The organism is Gemmatimonadaceae bacterium, from assembly GCA_020852815.1.
In the GTDB taxonomy this organism is placed as follows: Bacteria; Gemmatimonadota; Gemmatimonadetes; order Gemmatimonadales; family Gemmatimonadaceae; genus SCN-70-22.
In genome coordinates, this window is the sequence record JADZAN010000001.1 from 200,382 (window position 1) to 213,792 (window position 13,411).

At 68.2% G+C, this 13,411-nt stretch carries 12 protein-coding genes; all 12 read right to left on the bottom strand.

The genetic code is table 11. The features are described from left to right. Positions 1-2: 2 nt before the first annotated feature. Positions 3-527: a YfcE family phosphodiesterase gene (locus IT359_00955; protein ID MCC6927530.1), complete on the bottom strand. Its 525-nt coding sequence runs from the start codon at positions 525-527 to the stop codon at positions 3-5. Beyond that, entirely contained in the window at positions 527-1,792 is a 1,266-nt protein-coding gene (gene lysA / locus IT359_00960) for a diaminopimelate decarboxylase (protein MCC6927531.1), read from the bottom strand. The genes IT359_00955 and lysA overlap by 1 nt, the downstream gene beginning before the upstream one ends. After that, on the bottom strand, positions 1,792-3,258 hold the full coding sequence (locus IT359_00965; protein ID MCC6927532.1) for a proline--tRNA ligase: 1,467 nt from the start codon (positions 3,256-3,258) through the stop codon (positions 1,792-1,794). Before IT359_00965 ends, lysA begins: the two co-directional genes overlap by 1 nt. Before the next feature lie 81 nt (positions 3,259-3,339). Continuing rightward, positions 3,340-4,653 carry a histidine--tRNA ligase gene (locus IT359_00970; protein MCC6927533.1) on the bottom strand — a complete coding sequence of 438 codons (1,314 nt, stop codon included), beginning with the start codon at positions 4,651-4,653 and terminating at the stop codon, positions 3,340-3,342. Positions 4,654-4,662: 9 nt separating this feature from the next. Beyond that, complete coding sequence (locus tag IT359_00975) at positions 4,663-5,964, bottom strand: bifunctional folylpolyglutamate synthase/dihydrofolate synthase (protein ID MCC6927534.1); 1,302 nt, start codon at positions 5,962-5,964, stop codon at positions 4,663-4,665. Next, complete coding sequence (locus IT359_00980) at positions 5,949-6,812, bottom strand: acetyl-CoA carboxylase carboxyltransferase subunit beta (protein MCC6927535.1); 864 nt, start codon at positions 6,810-6,812, stop codon at positions 5,949-5,951. The genes IT359_00975 and IT359_00980 overlap by 16 nt, the downstream gene beginning before the upstream one ends. Positions 6,813-6,886: 74 nt before the next feature. Next, on the bottom strand, positions 6,887-8,149 hold the full coding sequence (gene rodA / locus IT359_00985) for a rod shape-determining protein RodA (protein MCC6927536.1): 1,263 nt from the start codon (positions 8,147-8,149) through the stop codon (positions 6,887-6,889). Beyond that, positions 8,146-9,918 (bottom strand): penicillin-binding protein 2, encoded by a 1,773-nt coding sequence (gene mrdA / locus IT359_00990; GenBank protein MCC6927537.1) that lies wholly within the window; start codon positions 9,916-9,918, stop codon positions 8,146-8,148. The genes rodA and mrdA overlap by 4 nt, the downstream gene beginning before the upstream one ends. Before the next feature lie 16 nt (positions 9,919-9,934). Continuing rightward, positions 9,935-10,417: a rod shape-determining protein MreD gene (gene mreD, locus IT359_00995; protein MCC6927538.1), complete on the bottom strand. Its 483-nt coding sequence runs from the start codon at positions 10,415-10,417 to the stop codon at positions 9,935-9,937. Then, a complete protein-coding gene (locus IT359_01000) occupies positions 10,418-11,509 on the bottom strand; it encodes a rod shape-determining protein MreC (protein MCC6927539.1) in 1,092 nt (363 codons plus the stop codon). 10 nt (positions 11,510-11,519) lie between these two features. Further along, complete coding sequence (locus IT359_01005) at positions 11,520-12,557, bottom strand: rod shape-determining protein (protein MCC6927540.1); 1,038 nt, start codon at positions 12,555-12,557, stop codon at positions 11,520-11,522. Between the two features lie 362 nt (positions 12,558-12,919). Beyond that, positions 12,920-13,390 carry a dUTP diphosphatase gene (gene dut, locus IT359_01010; protein MCC6927541.1) on the bottom strand — a complete coding sequence of 157 codons (471 nt, stop codon included), beginning with the start codon at positions 13,388-13,390 and terminating at the stop codon, positions 12,920-12,922. Positions 13,391-13,411 lie beyond the last annotated feature (21 nt).

Below are 13,411 nucleotides of genomic sequence, written 5' to 3' on the forward strand. Positions count from 1 at the left end.
GCTCACGCGTCGTTCGAGGCCTCGAATGTGTGAACGTCCTTGAGCTTGAAGAAGTGTACTTCCTTGGTCGCGGTATCGAGGATCGCGCCACCAGGCTCGCCGTGCAGCCAGCCGCAACCCTCGCCCGGGTTCACGATCAGCGTCTCGCCCCTGATCATCATCTCCTCCCGATGCGTGAAGCCGTGCACGACCACGCCATGCGACTCGACCGACCGGGGCGATGCATCGGCCAGGTCGTGCACGAGGAGGATGCGCTGACCTCCCATCTCGAATGAATGCGGCGACTCGAACAGCTCGAGCCCCATTCCCTGTTGCGCGAAGGCGCGAATCCCCTCATGGTCGCCATCGTTGCGCCCAAAGACGCCGACCATCGGCATGTTGAGCTCGATGAAGGGCCTGAGCGAGAAGGGGGCGCAGAAGTCGCCGGCGTGCAGGACGATCCCCACACCGCGCTTCTGCATGTACTCCAGCAACGACCGGATCGCTGGCAGGCGATCGTGGGTGTCGGAGAGAAGCCCGACCAGCATCAGCAGGTCCTCCAGGATGGGGAAGCCGACTCACGCCGCACGAGGTCGTCGTACGTCTCGCGCACCGTGATGACGGCCCAGCGATCGCCGTCGACGAGCACCTCGACCGCGCGCGGGCGCGCGTTGTAGTTCGAGGACATGCTGATGCCGTATGCACCAGCGGTGAACAGGCAGAGGAGCGCCCCGGGTTCCACCGACTCCAGGTCGCGATCGAGGGCGAGGAAGTCGCCGCTCTCGCAGATGGGGCCCACGACGTCGAAGCGCCCGCGCGTGGATGCGTGCTGCACCGCCTCGAGGCGATGATACGCGTCGTAGTGCGAGGGGCGCAGCAGGTCGTTCATCCCGGTATCGGTGATGAGGATGTCGCGGCCGCCGCTCCGCTTGCGATACAGCACGCGCGCGAGGAGCACCCCCGCCTCGGCCACGAGGAAGCGCCCCGGCTCGACGATCAGCTCGAGGCCCAAACGCTGGACAGCGGGGAGCACGATCGACGTGTACGCCGCGAGATCTGCCGGGTCCTCACCATCGTAGGGGACGAACAGCCCGCCGCCGATGTCGACATGCTCGAGCGTCGTGACCCCCTCGGCGCGCAACGCACCAATCAGCGCCTCCAGCCGCTCGATGCCATGGCGATAGGCGCCGAGGTCGGTGAGCTGCGAACCGATGTGCATCCCGATGGCGACCAGACGCACGTTGCCGAGCGTGGCCGCCACGCGCGCCACCGCGTGCGCCTCGTCGAAGGGGACGCCGAACTTGTCGCCCTTTTGCCCGGTCTTGATGTACGCGTGGAAGGTCTCGACGGTGATCTCGGGATTGACGCGGATCCCGACGCGCACTATGGCCGATTGCTCGCTGGCCAGCGCGTCGAGCAGGCGCAACTCCGCCTCCGACTCGATGGAGATCACGTGCACGCCGGCAGCGATCGCCTCGCGCAGCTCGCGCGGCGACTTCCCCACCCCGCCGAAAATGATGTCGCCCGGAGGAAACCCGGCCGCGCGAGCGCGAAAGAGCTCGCCCCCCGACACGACGTCGATGCGTGCCCCAACCGACCGCAGCAGCTGGAGCAAACCGAGCGAGGCGTTGGCCTTGCAGGCATAGTGGATCCGGTGCGGCACGGGCGACAGCGCCCGCGCCAGCCGCGCGAACTGCCGTCGAATCGACGACGCGCTGTACACGTACGCCGGCGTCCCCACCGACTCGGCGAGCCGGTCGAGGGGGACACCTTCGCAGTGCAGCGTGCCGTCGACGCGGGCGAACGACGCCATCAGTAGGCCTTGGCCCAAATGACGGTGTGCCGGGCGGGCTCGCCCGTCACCATGCAGCGGGCCGCGGCGCCGTGCGTGAGGAACTCGGGCTCGGGAATGCAGCGGATCGTCGCCTTGGTCTCTTCCTTCACGCGCGCCTCGATGGCGGGATCGCCATTCCACCCGGCGTACACGAAGGCACCGTCACCCTCCATCAGCTCCCGGAAGCGATCGTAGGAGATTGGCTCGCGCACGCTGTTGGCCTCGCGACGCTCGCGCGCCGCGTGCAGCATGTCGCCCTGCATGGTCGTGAGGAGCGAGGCAACGGTCTCGGGGAGTCCGGTGAGCGAGAGCGACGCCTTGGCGCGCGTGTCGCGTCGCGCCGACATGCACGCACCGTTGGCCAGGTCGCGTGGGCCGATCTCCAGCCGCAACGGGACCCCTTGCAGCTCCCATTCGTAGTACTTGGCGCCGGGCTTCATCCCCTCGCGCGCGTCGACGTGCACGCGGATGCGATCGTCGCCGCGAGCGCCCCATGTGGTGAGGTCCTGCTTCACCTGGTACGCCGCCTCGAGCAGTCGCGCGCGCTCCTCGTCGCTCTTCCAGATCGGGACGATGACGACCTCGATGGGGGCCAGGCGGGGCGGGATGCGGAGCCCGTTGTCGTCGCCGTGCGTCATCACCAGGCCGCCGATCATGCGGGTCGAGACACCCCAGCTCGTGTTCCAGGCGTACTCGATCGCGCCCGACTCACCCTGGAACTTGAGCTCGAAGGCCTTGGCAAAGTTCTGCCCCAGGTTGTGCGACGTCCCCGCCTGCAGCGCCTTGTTGTCCTGCATCATCGCCTCGCACGAGTACGTGCGCAGCGCACCGGCAAAGCGCTCGCTGTCCGTCTTTAGCCCGGTGACGACCGGCATGGCCATCCAGTCTTCCATGAACTTCCGGTACACGCCCAGGATGAGGCGTGTCTCCGTCTCGGCCTCGTCGTGCGTGGCGTGCGCCGTATGCCCTTCCTGCCAGAGGAACTCCAGCGTGCGCAGGAAGAGGCGCGTGCGCATTTCCCAACGGACCACATTGGCCCACTGGTTGATGAGGATGGGGAGGTCGCGATACGACTGCACCCACTTGGCGTACATCGAGTAGATGATCGTCTCCGACGTGGGGCGGACGACGAGCGGCTCCTCGAGCTGCTTGCCGCCACCGTGCGTGACGACCGCCGCCTCGGGCGCGAAGCCCTCGACGTGCTCGGCTTCCTTGTGCAGGAAGCTCTCGGGGATGAAGAGCGGGAAGTACGCGTTGCGGTGCCCGGTGGCCTTGAACATGTCGTCCAGGGCGCGCTGCATGCGTTCCCAGATGCCGTAGCCGTTGGGGCGAATGACCATGCAGCCGCGCACGGGCGAGTAGTCGGCCAGCTCGGCGCGGAGCACGGTCTCGTTGTACCACGCGCTGAAGTCCTCGGCGCGGGGGGTGATCTTCTTGTCAGACATAACTGGGACGGGAGACGGGGGACGGGAGACGGGAGAGAGAATCTCGCCCGATTCGAGAGTTGCGTGCGGTCTCTCGTCTCGTCACGGTCGGTCGTTGGCGCCGGTGGAACGGGTGCGGGCGTGGTCGAGGAGCCAGGCGACCGGGCGCACGACCTGCTCGCCGCTCGCGAGGTCCTTGAACTCCACTTCCTGCGCATCGCGATAGCGGTCACCCACGATGACCACCGCGCGGGCGCCGGCGTTGTTGGCGGCCTTGAATTGCCTGCCTAACGCCTGATCCTTGAGGGGCGATTCGACACTCGCGCCAGCGCCGCGCAACCTGGCGGCCAGCCCGGCGACCGCAAGGCGGTGCGTCGCGTCCACCGGGGCCACCCAGTAATCGATGGCGGGCAACCCCGAGGGCATCTTCCCGCGCGCCTTGAGCAACTCGCCGAGCACCACGTCGCCCATGCCGAAGCCTAACGCCGGCATGTCCACGCCGCCCAGCGCCTGCAGGAGGTTGTCGTAGCGCCCCCCGCCGCACACGGCGCGAAATTCCCCCTTGGCGTCAAACAGTTCGAAGACAATCCCGGTGTAGTATGCAAGGCCGCGAACGATCGTCAGGTCGAGCTTGAGGTACTCGAGCACGCCGTGCGCCTCGAGCAGCGCGCGGTACGCATCGAAGCGCTCCAGCGCCGCCGTCACGTCGCCGTCGCCGGAGAACTCGTGGCGCAGCGCCTCGAAGTCCGACGCCTTCACGACGTCGAGCAGTCGCGCGGCCGACGCCGCCGTGACGCCGGCGTCGGTCATCTTCTTCACCAGCGCCTCGACCGGCTCGCGCTCGATCTTGTCGACAGCTGCAAACACGGCGCCGGTGGCGGCGTCCGGAACGCCAAGGCCGCGGACGAGCGCCGTCAGGAGTCGGCGGTCGGAGACGCGCGCCACCACATCCACCGGCCCCAATCCGCACGCACGCATGTTCTCGCAGGCCACCGCCAGCAGCTCCGCATCGGCGGCAACGTCCGACTCGCCGAAGATGTCCACGTTGAGCTGGAAATGTTCGCGCAGCCGCCCCTTCTGCTGCCGCTCGTAGCGGAATAGCTGGGGAATCGAGTACCAGCGCACGGGCTTGCGCAGCGCGTTGGCGCGCGCCGCCACCATGCGGGCAACGGTCGGCGTCATCTCGGGGCGCAGCGACACCTGACGCCCCCCCTTGTCCTCGAAGTTGTACAGCTGCCCGACGATCTCGTCCCCGCTCTTCCTGGTGTAGAGCTCCAGCGGTTCCAGCGGGGGGCCGTCGTACTCGACGAAGCCGAATCGCCGCGCCACGTCGCGCCACCGCTCGAAGAGCCAGGCGCGTTGTGCGAACTGTTCGGGGTAGAAATCGCGAAAACCTGGAAGTGCTCCGGTCGACATTGGGGAAAGCTACCCGGCCAGCGGATCGACCTGCAAGCGAGCCATCGCATCGCCCACCGTGTGGAACGAGCCGGTGACCAGCACCGTCGCGCCGCGTGAGCGCGCCAGCGCCAACGCGCGATCGAAATCGTGCTCCGCCGTCGCCGACCACCCGTGCGCCAACGCATAAGCCTCCGCGTCGCCCAGGCACCACGACCGGCTGCGCGGCGCGGTTGGAGCGTCGGTGAGGACAAAGTGCGAGACGACGGGGGCGAGCGTCGACATGACCCCGCGCCAATCCTTGTCCTCGAGCACGCACAGGAGCGCGGCCACCGGCGCCGCCGGCGCCACGTGACGCAGCGTGCTCGCCAGGACGGCGGCACCATCGGGGTTATGCGCCACGTCGAAGATGTACGGCGGCGCCATGTGAAAGCGCCCGGGGAGTCGCACGCGGTCGAGTGCCGCAGCCGCTCCTTCCCACCCCCCCCAGTACGGCGCGCCAGCCGCACGAAGCATGAGGAGCGCAAGCGCCGCGTTCGACGCCTGGTGCGCCCCCGCCAGCGGCGTGTGCAGTCGGCGGCGCCCCCCATCCACCTCGAGGTCGAACGTCGTCCCGGTCGCCCCAACGGTGACGTTGTGCGGCGGCGCGTCGCGCCAGACGCTCACCGCGCGCGATGCACCATGCTCGCGCGCCAACTGCAGGAGCAGGGCGTCGATGACCGCGTCGGGCTCGCCGCTCGCGGCCACCACGCCGGGCTTGAAGATCCCTGCCTTCTCCACGGCAATCGCCTCGCGGGTATCGCCGAGGTATTCGACGTGGTCGATCCCGATCGAGGTCACGCCGGCGACGAGGGGCCTAACGACGTTGGTCGAATCGAGACGCCCGCCCAGCCCGGTCTCGATGATGGCGACGTCGACGAGCGACTCCGCGAAGTAGTGGAAGGCCATCGCGGTGGTCGCCTCGAAGAAGGTCGCCCCGATACGCTCCACCTCGGCGGTGCGCGTCGTGATGAAGTCCACGATGTACGCGGGATCGACAGCAACGCCGTCGATCACGAATCGCTCGCGGAAGTCGACCAGGTGCGGCGACGTGTACTTGGCGGTGCGCAGCCCGCGCGCGCGCAACAGCGCCTCCAGCGTGGCGCACACGCTCCCCTTCCCGTTGGTCCCGGCCACGTGGAAGCAAGGAAGGCGCTCCTGCGGATTGCCGAGCGCGGCCAGCAGCGCCCTCGTCCGCTCAAGCCCAAACTTGCTCTTGCCGGTCGTGCGCGCGAAGAGGTACTGGAGGGCCTCCTGGTAGCGCCCCGACGAGCCGCTCAGGTCGTCGCCCACGCCGCGGCTGCGGGCTTGCCGCTCATGTGTCGCAGCAGCCGCCCCACCGTCTGCCTCAGCTCCCTGCGGTGCACCACGATGTCGAGCATCCCGTGATCCAGCAGGAACTCGGCCGTCTGGAACCCCTCGGGAAGGTCCTGCCCCAGCGTCTGCTTGATGACGCGCGGCCCCGCAAAGCCGATCACCGCTCCCGGTTCGGCAATGATCGCGTCACCGAGCATGGCATAGCTGGCGCTCACCCCACCCGTGGTGGGGTTCGTGAGGATGGAGACGTAGGGGATGCGGCGCTCCGCCAGTTGCGACAGGACCGCCGACACCTTGGCCATCTGCATCAGCGACAGCACCCCTTCCTGCATGCGCGCCCCGCCAGACGCCGAGATGACGATGAGCGGATGCTTGCGCTCGAGCGAGCGCTGCGCGAGTCGCGCAATCTTCTCGCCGACCACCGACCCCATCGAGCCGCCCATGAAGGCAAAGTCCATCACGCCAAGGTTGACCGGCATGTCGCCGATCGTCCCGGCCACGGTGAGAATCGCGTCGGTGTCGCCGGCGTTGGCCCGCGCCTTCTTGAGGCGCCCCTCATAGTCCGGAAAGCCGAGGGCGTCCAGCGACTTGAGGTCGGTCTCCGTCTCCTCCCACTTGTCGCCGTCCAGCAGGATCGTGACGTACTCGACGGCGCGGATTCGCCGGTGGTAGTCGCACTGCGGACAGACGTTGAGGTTGCGGGCGAACTTGTCGTGGATGTCCGTGTGCCCGCACGCCTCGCACTTCTCCCAGACGTCCGGGGGGATCTCGAGGCGCTCGCGCCTCGGCTGCCGCAGTTTCTTTTCCTTCCGGAACCAGGCCATATGGGGAGAAAGATGGAGGGCGCGTGACCGGGCGGGTAGGGGGACGCCACCCCCCCCAAGCGCCCCACACCTCGCTACCGCCGCAGCCCGATCGGGAGGGCGTCCGCCTCGCCGCGCCCTTCCGACGAGATGCGCACCAGGATGCCGATGGCGATCCAGCACGCGAGCATGAACGACCCGCCGTACGAGAAGAACGGGAGCGGGATCCCGGTGATCGGCATGAGGTTGAGCGTCATCCCCACGTTCTCGATCACGTGCACCAGCCAGCTCCCTAACAATCCGAAGGCCACGAGCGACGAGAACGAGTCGTTGGCCCGCGACGCCACGCGGATCACGCGCAGGAAGAGGAGGAGGAAGAGCGCGAGCGCGACCGACACGCCGATGAAGCCCAGCTCCTCGCCCACCACGGCGAAGATGAAGTCGGTGTGCTGCTCGGGAAGGAACGAACCGCGTTTCTGCGTCCCCAGCGTGAACCCCTTCCCCAGCCACCCTCCCGACCCGATGGCGATCTTGGACTGGATGACGTGGTAGCCCGACGCCTTGGGATCTTCCGACGGATCGAGAAAGACCAGCAGTCGCGCCTTCTGGTGAGGGGCGAGCTTCTCCCACAGGATGGGCGCCAGCACCCCCATCGCCACATTGGTGACGATGAGTACGACGCCCTCCACGACGTAGGGCTTGTACCAGAGCACCACGGCGATGAGGATGAGGAACCAGGCCCCCCACGCCATGGTCTTGTACGACAGGACGAGGGAGATGGCCGGCGATGCCGCCAGCAGGAGCAGCGGCCCCGAGACCCCCGACCAGAAGAGCATCGCGAAGAAGATCCCCACGAAGACCATCCCGGTGCCGAGGTCGGGCTGCGCCATCACGAGCAACCATGGCACAAGCACGACGAGCGCCGGTCGCCAGAGCTCGAGGAGCGAACGCGGTGCCTCGCGATTCACCGCCAGCACCTTGGCCAGCATGAGGACGACCGTGACCTTGGCCAACTCCGCCGGCTGTCCGAGTCGGACGCCGCCAATCGTGAGCCACCCCTTCATGCTGGCCGCCGTCCCCGCCCCCGATCCAAAGACCAGCGTGACGACCAACAGGACGCAGGCGACGATGTACGCCGGCCAGCTCACCCACTCGATCAGTCGCACCGACGCGCGGCTCAGCACCCACGCCGAGACGAGGGCCACGGCAAACCAGCCGAGTTGCCGCTTGTACGCCGCCGCTACCGCCGGTTGGATGACGTCGGTTTGCCCCGCCGAGTAGACGATCCCTATCCCGTACGCCGACAGGAAGAGCGCGATGATGACGAGCGGGTAGTCGGCAAAGACGCGCTTGATCAATTGTCGCCCTCGACGTTTGCCGGCTGGATGGCGGGGCGCTTGAGGTAGTGCTCGACAACCTTGGACGCGATGCGCGCCGCGGCGTAGCCGTGCTCGCCCTGCCAGAGCATCACTGCCACGACGATCTTCGGGTCGTCCTTCGGCGCGAAGCCGACAAACCAGGCGTGGTCCTTCTCGGTTTCGTTCTGCGCGGTCCCCGTCTTGCCCGCGAGGATGACCCCCTCGATCTGCGCCGACGCCGCGGTGCCGCGCCCCGAGACGACGTCTGCCATGGCGTCACGCAGCCCCGCCAGCTGCTTCGCGTCGAGGTCGAGGATGCGCACGCGATCGGGATTGCGCTTGACGACCTCCGGGCGTGCCGCCGAGCCATCGGTGGCCAGCGCGGTGTAGAACCGCGCCATGTTGAGGATCGTTTGGGTATTCTCCCCCTGCCCGATGGACAGGTTGAGCGTCACCGCGTTGCTCCACCCCTTGGCTCCGTAGCGTTTGTTGAAGTAGTCGACGGCGTACGGCCACTGCGGCGTCGTCTCGTTGGGGAGGTCGATTCCGCTCTTCTCGCGAAAGCGCAGCTTGACCCCGCCCGCCAGCATCTTGGACAGCGTCATCCGCAGCCCCAGCTGGTAGAAGAACACGTCGCACGACTTGGCGATGGCCTGCGACAGCGTCACCGAGCCGTGCCCCTTCTTGTCCCAGCAGCGGAAGTAGCGGTTGCCGAAGGTGTAGCCCCCGGTGCACGGCTGCGGCATGCGCGAGTCGAAGTCGACGAGCCCCTCCTCCATCGCCATTGCCGCCGTGGCCAGCTTGAAGGTCGACGCCGGGGGATAGCGCCCCTGCATTGCCTTGTTGTACAACGGTCGTCGCGCGTCCTCGGTGAGTTCCTTGTAGTACGCCGACGAGACGCCGCCAATGAAGCGGTTGGGATCGAAGGTCGGGGCGCTGTGGATCGCCAGCACCTCGCCCGTCTTCGGTTCCAGCGCCACGACGCCCCCCACCAGCGAGTCGCCGAAGTAGGACGCCACGAAGCGCTGCAGGTCGAGGTCGATGTTGGTCTGCAGCGCCGGCGCCGCTTGCGCCAGGCGGTCGGGGCGCGAGCCGGCCTCGCGCACCACGCGCCCGCGCGCGTCCACCTCCACGAAGCGCGACCCTTCGGTGCCACGCAGCTCGCGCTCATACTGCTGCTCCAGCCCCGCCCGCCCGATCTGCTGGCCCGACTTGTAGGCCTTGTACTCCGCCGAGTTCAGCTCTGAATCGTTGATCTCCGCCGTGTAGCCCACGAAAGCGGAGACGATCGGGCCATCCGGATAGCGTCGCTTGGGCGTGGCCTCGATGATGAGGCTGGGGAACTCGGTCCGGTGCTCCTCGAGCACCGACACCTGGTCGAACGACGCGTCGGCGAGGACGACGGTGGGACGATTGGGATCGCGCCGCAGCCGGCGCACCGCCGACTGGATGTCGCCAGGCGCAAGATCGATGATCGTGGCCAGTCGCTCCAGCGTCGCCTGCAGCGAGTCGGCGCTGGGGGCGAGGATCGACACCGAGTAGCCGGGGACGTTCTCGGCGATGATCTGCCCATGCCGGTCGTAGATCATCCCGCGCGCCGCGGGGATCGGCACTTCGCGCAGGCGGTTCTTCTCCGACGACAACTGGTACGACGCACTCTCCAGGACCTGGGCGCGGAAGAACCCGGTCGCCAGTGCCACGAGCGACAGCGTGACGAGCACCGCCGCCAACCGGCCACGCCGCTGGATGTCGTTCGGATGCAGGCTCATGACTGCCTCGACGCGCTCAGGAAGCGGGAGCTTCGAGCATCCCGCGGAACAGGAGGAGGACCACCACACCGGTCACCGCTGTCATCGCCGCCGCGAGCGGCGACCAGAGCGCGACCTGCGTGGCCATGTCATACACCCCTCCCTGCCGCGCGGCGAGCACGAACAGGACGTCGAACGCCCACTTGCCCACGAAGAAGAAGAACGCGTGGAGGAAGACGTTGTCCGAGAAGAAGACCGCCTTGAGCCACGAGGCGCTGAAGCCGACGAGCGTCATGGCGAGCGCCGACGCGCCAAAGGTGGCGGGGGCCAGTGAATCGGCAACCAGGCCGAGAGCGAAGCCGATGAGCGCGGCAACGCCGGGGCGCACGCGCACTGCGACGAGCAGGACCGCCACCACGAGGAAGTCGATCGAGACGCGCCAGCCAAGGAGCGGGCGCACGAAGTAGTGCATCGCGACGAGCGCGACGAACAGGAGCGCGGTTCGGAGTCCTCGCTGCATCTAGCGTGGCCCCGGCGCCGGTTCGCGACGTGCCGACGTGTCACTTCGGGCGCGCACCGAATCGCCCCTGGCGCGGGACGTGTCCCCCTTGGCACGCAGCGAGTCGCCGGCCAGCGAGTCGTCACGGGCAATCCCCATGACGGCCTTGAGCGAGTCGATCTGGCGCTGGCGATAGGCCGTGGCGGCGGCCTGCAGGCGCGCCAGCGAGTCGCCGCTGGCGGCGAGGGCGCGCGCCGCCGCCTCGGCGCGCTGCACGCCGATCCACGCGCTGTCGAGCCCCCCGTCGGCGGTGCGCTGCGGGGCGAGGATCATCACGTTGGAAACGTCGGGGGGATAGACGGCCGGGCGCACGAGGTAGGCGCGGGACCAGACTTCGTTGGTCTGCTTCAGTTCGTTGAGCACCACGCCGATGGGGATCCCGCGGGGATAGACCCCTCCCAGCCCCGACGTGGTGACGAGCGTGCCGGGCTTGAGTGCGTCACGGAAGGCCACGCCTCGCATCTCGAGGAGGAAGCGCCCCGGCTCCTCCCCCAGGTGCGGGCGCACGATACCGAAGGCGGAGCCGTCGGCGGCCATGGCGCTGGCGCGGAAGTCGGGGTGCGTCCAGAGAATCGCCACGCTGCTCCCGGGATCGGCGGTCGTCACCTGCCCCACCAGCCCGGCCGGCGCCACCACGCCGGCGCGAACCCTGACCCCGGCGTTGCTCCCGCGGGTGAGGAGGAGGGTGTGGTCGTCGCCACTCCCCTGTCCGTGCAGCGCCTCCGCCGCCACGAACCCCCATTGCAGCTGGCGAGACAGGTGCAACAACCCCCGAAGCTGCTGGTTCTCCTGCTCCAGAGTCCCCAACTCGGCATTGCGCAATGCCAGCGAGTCCAGCTGCGTCGTCACCGCCTCGCGCTCGGCGAAGGCCGTGCGCCCGCGCTCGGCGCGCTCCTGCAAGGCCAGGAGCGGGGCCACCACCGTGCGGCGGAGCGACGAGGCAATGGCGTCGCGAATCGGGAGTGGCAGGACCGTGGCAAGCAGGGCCAGGAGGGCGCAGACAGACACCAGTGCCGTATCCGCGCGCGAGCCCGAGCGCGCAGCGCGTGCCATCGCTCGGCTCCTACGACGAGAGGACCGACCAGTACTTCTCCTCGTCGTCGAGGATGCGGCCCACGCCGCGCACCACGCACGTCAGCGGGTCCTCATCGACGTGGATCGGAAGCCCGGTCTCCTGGCTCAGCACGACGTCGAGGCCGCGGATCAGCGCCCCGCCACCCGTCATCACGATCCCGCGGTCCACGATGTCCGACGACAGTTCCGGCGGCGTGATTTCCAGCGCGCGGCGCACGGCGTCGACAATCTGCTGGATCGGCTCCTGGATCGCCTCCCGGATCTCCGAGGAGTGGACGCGCACCGTCTTCGGGATGCCGGAAACGAGGTCGCGCCCCTTCACGTCCATCTCGCGCTCGTCGCCCACCGGGGCGGCCGAGCCGATCTGGATCTTGATCTGCTCCGCGGTGGGCTCACCGATGAGGAGATTGTAGTTCTTGCGCATGAACTGCACGATCGCCGTGTCGAGTTCGTCCCCCGCCGTGCGGATGGACGTGTCGCTCACGATCCCCGAGAGCGCGATGACGGCGATCTCCGTGGTGCCGCCACCGATGTCGATGACCATGTTGCCGGTCGGTGTCTCGATCGGGAGGCCGACGCCGATCGCCGCCGCCATCGGCTCGGCGACCATGAACACCTCCTTCGCCCCCGCGCCTAACGCGGAATCGCGCACGGCGCGCCGCTCGACCTCGGTGATCCCCGACGGGACGCACACGATGACGCGCGGCTTGATCTTGAACATCCGGTTCTTGATGATCAGCTCCAGGAAGTAGCGGAGCATCTTCTCGGTGACGTCGAAGTCGGCGATGACACCGTCCTTCATGGGGCGCACGGCGATGATCCCGTCCGGCGTGCGCCCCAGCATGCGCTTGGCTTCCAAACCCACGCCCTTGACCCGCTTGGTCTCGCGATCGATGGCGACGACCGACGGTTCGTTGAGGACGATGCCCTCGCCCTTGACGTACACCAGCGTGTTTGCGGTGCCGAGGTCTACGGCGATTGCATTGGCGGGAAAGAGCTTACCCGCCGTGAGGGAGGGCCAACGCATGTATGTGGAAATCCTGACGCCCCCTCGGGGCGCCGGTAGTCAGGAGGGGCGACGCGCTCGGGGGGATAAGCTAGCGGTGGACCTGAGGGGGTGCAAGGCATTGCCATATCACAACCTACGCGGGCGCCCGGACACGGCGCGGTGGCGCCGGTCCCCTCCGAACGCTCGCCTCCTCGACCGACCATCGGCACGAGCCGCCACCCCACGATCACTCTCGACTGCAATGCGTCGCGCGACCCACGATTCGCCACTCGTGCTACACAGGCGATGGAGCGCCAACAGGTGCGCTCACGGCGGAAGGCGCGTGCCATCCGTCGCTCGCAGCTCTCGCGTGCTAGCCCACGCGTGCTCGCCCTCGCCCGCTAGCCCTCGCTTGCGACACCGGTGCTGCCGAACCCACCGCTGCCGCGCGCCGTGTCGTCGAGCGATGTCGCTTCCTGCAGCAGCGGCGCGTCGAAGCGGGCAAAGATGAGCTGCGCAATGCGATCGCCGCGTGCAATGGTGAACGGTTCGTGCCCCAGGTGCAACACGATGATCTTGAGTTCCCCGCGGTAGTCTGGATCGATCGTCCCGGGAGTATTGGGCAGGGTGAGCCCGTGTTTGAGCGCCAGCCCCGATCGCGGGCGCACCTGCATCTCCATTCCCTCCGGCAGGGCGAAGGCGAACCCCGTGGCCACGGCGCGCCTGTCGCCAGGTGCAAGGACGAAGTCCGGCTCGCAGGAGCACACGTCGTACCCCGCGCTGTGGCTCGTTTGTCTAGCGGGCAATGGCAGGTCGGGGTTGTGCGGCAGGCGCTTGATGCGCACCGTCAGGGGCAACGCGTCAGGGGGCATGGGAACTCGCGGGGATGGCGT

Coding starts and splice junctions, on each gene's coding strand:
- IT359_01005 (MCC6927540.1), bottom strand. CDS start 12,557: ATGCGTTGGCCCTCCCTCACGGCGGGTAAGCTCTTTCCCGCCAATGCA.
- IT359_00965 (MCC6927532.1), bottom strand. CDS start 3,258: ATGTCTGACAAGAAGATCACCCCCCGCGCCGAGGACTTCAGCGCGTGG.
- IT359_00955 (MCC6927530.1), bottom strand. CDS start 527: ATGCTGGTCGGGCTTCTCTCCGACACCCACGATCGCCTGCCAGCGATC.
- mreD (MCC6927538.1), bottom strand. CDS start 10,417: ATGCAGCGAGGACTCCGAACCGCGCTCCTGTTCGTCGCGCTCGTCGCG.
- IT359_00980 (MCC6927535.1), bottom strand. CDS start 6,812: ATGGCCTGGTTCCGGAAGGAAAAGAAACTGCGGCAGCCGAGGCGCGAG.
- IT359_01000 (MCC6927539.1), bottom strand. CDS start 11,509: ATGGCACGCGCTGCGCGCTCGGGCTCGCGCGCGGATACGGCACTGGTG.
- dut (MCC6927541.1), bottom strand. CDS start 13,390: ATGCCCCCTGACGCGTTGCCCCTGACGGTGCGCATCAAGCGCCTGCCG.
- IT359_00970 (MCC6927533.1), bottom strand. CDS start 4,653: ATGTCGACCGGAGCACTTCCAGGTTTTCGCGATTTCTACCCCGAACAG.
- lysA (MCC6927531.1), bottom strand. CDS start 1,792: ATGGCGTCGTTCGCCCGCGTCGACGGCACGCTGCACTGCGAAGGTGTC.
- mrdA (MCC6927537.1), bottom strand. CDS start 9,918: ATGAGCCTGCATCCGAACGACATCCAGCGGCGTGGCCGGTTGGCGGCG.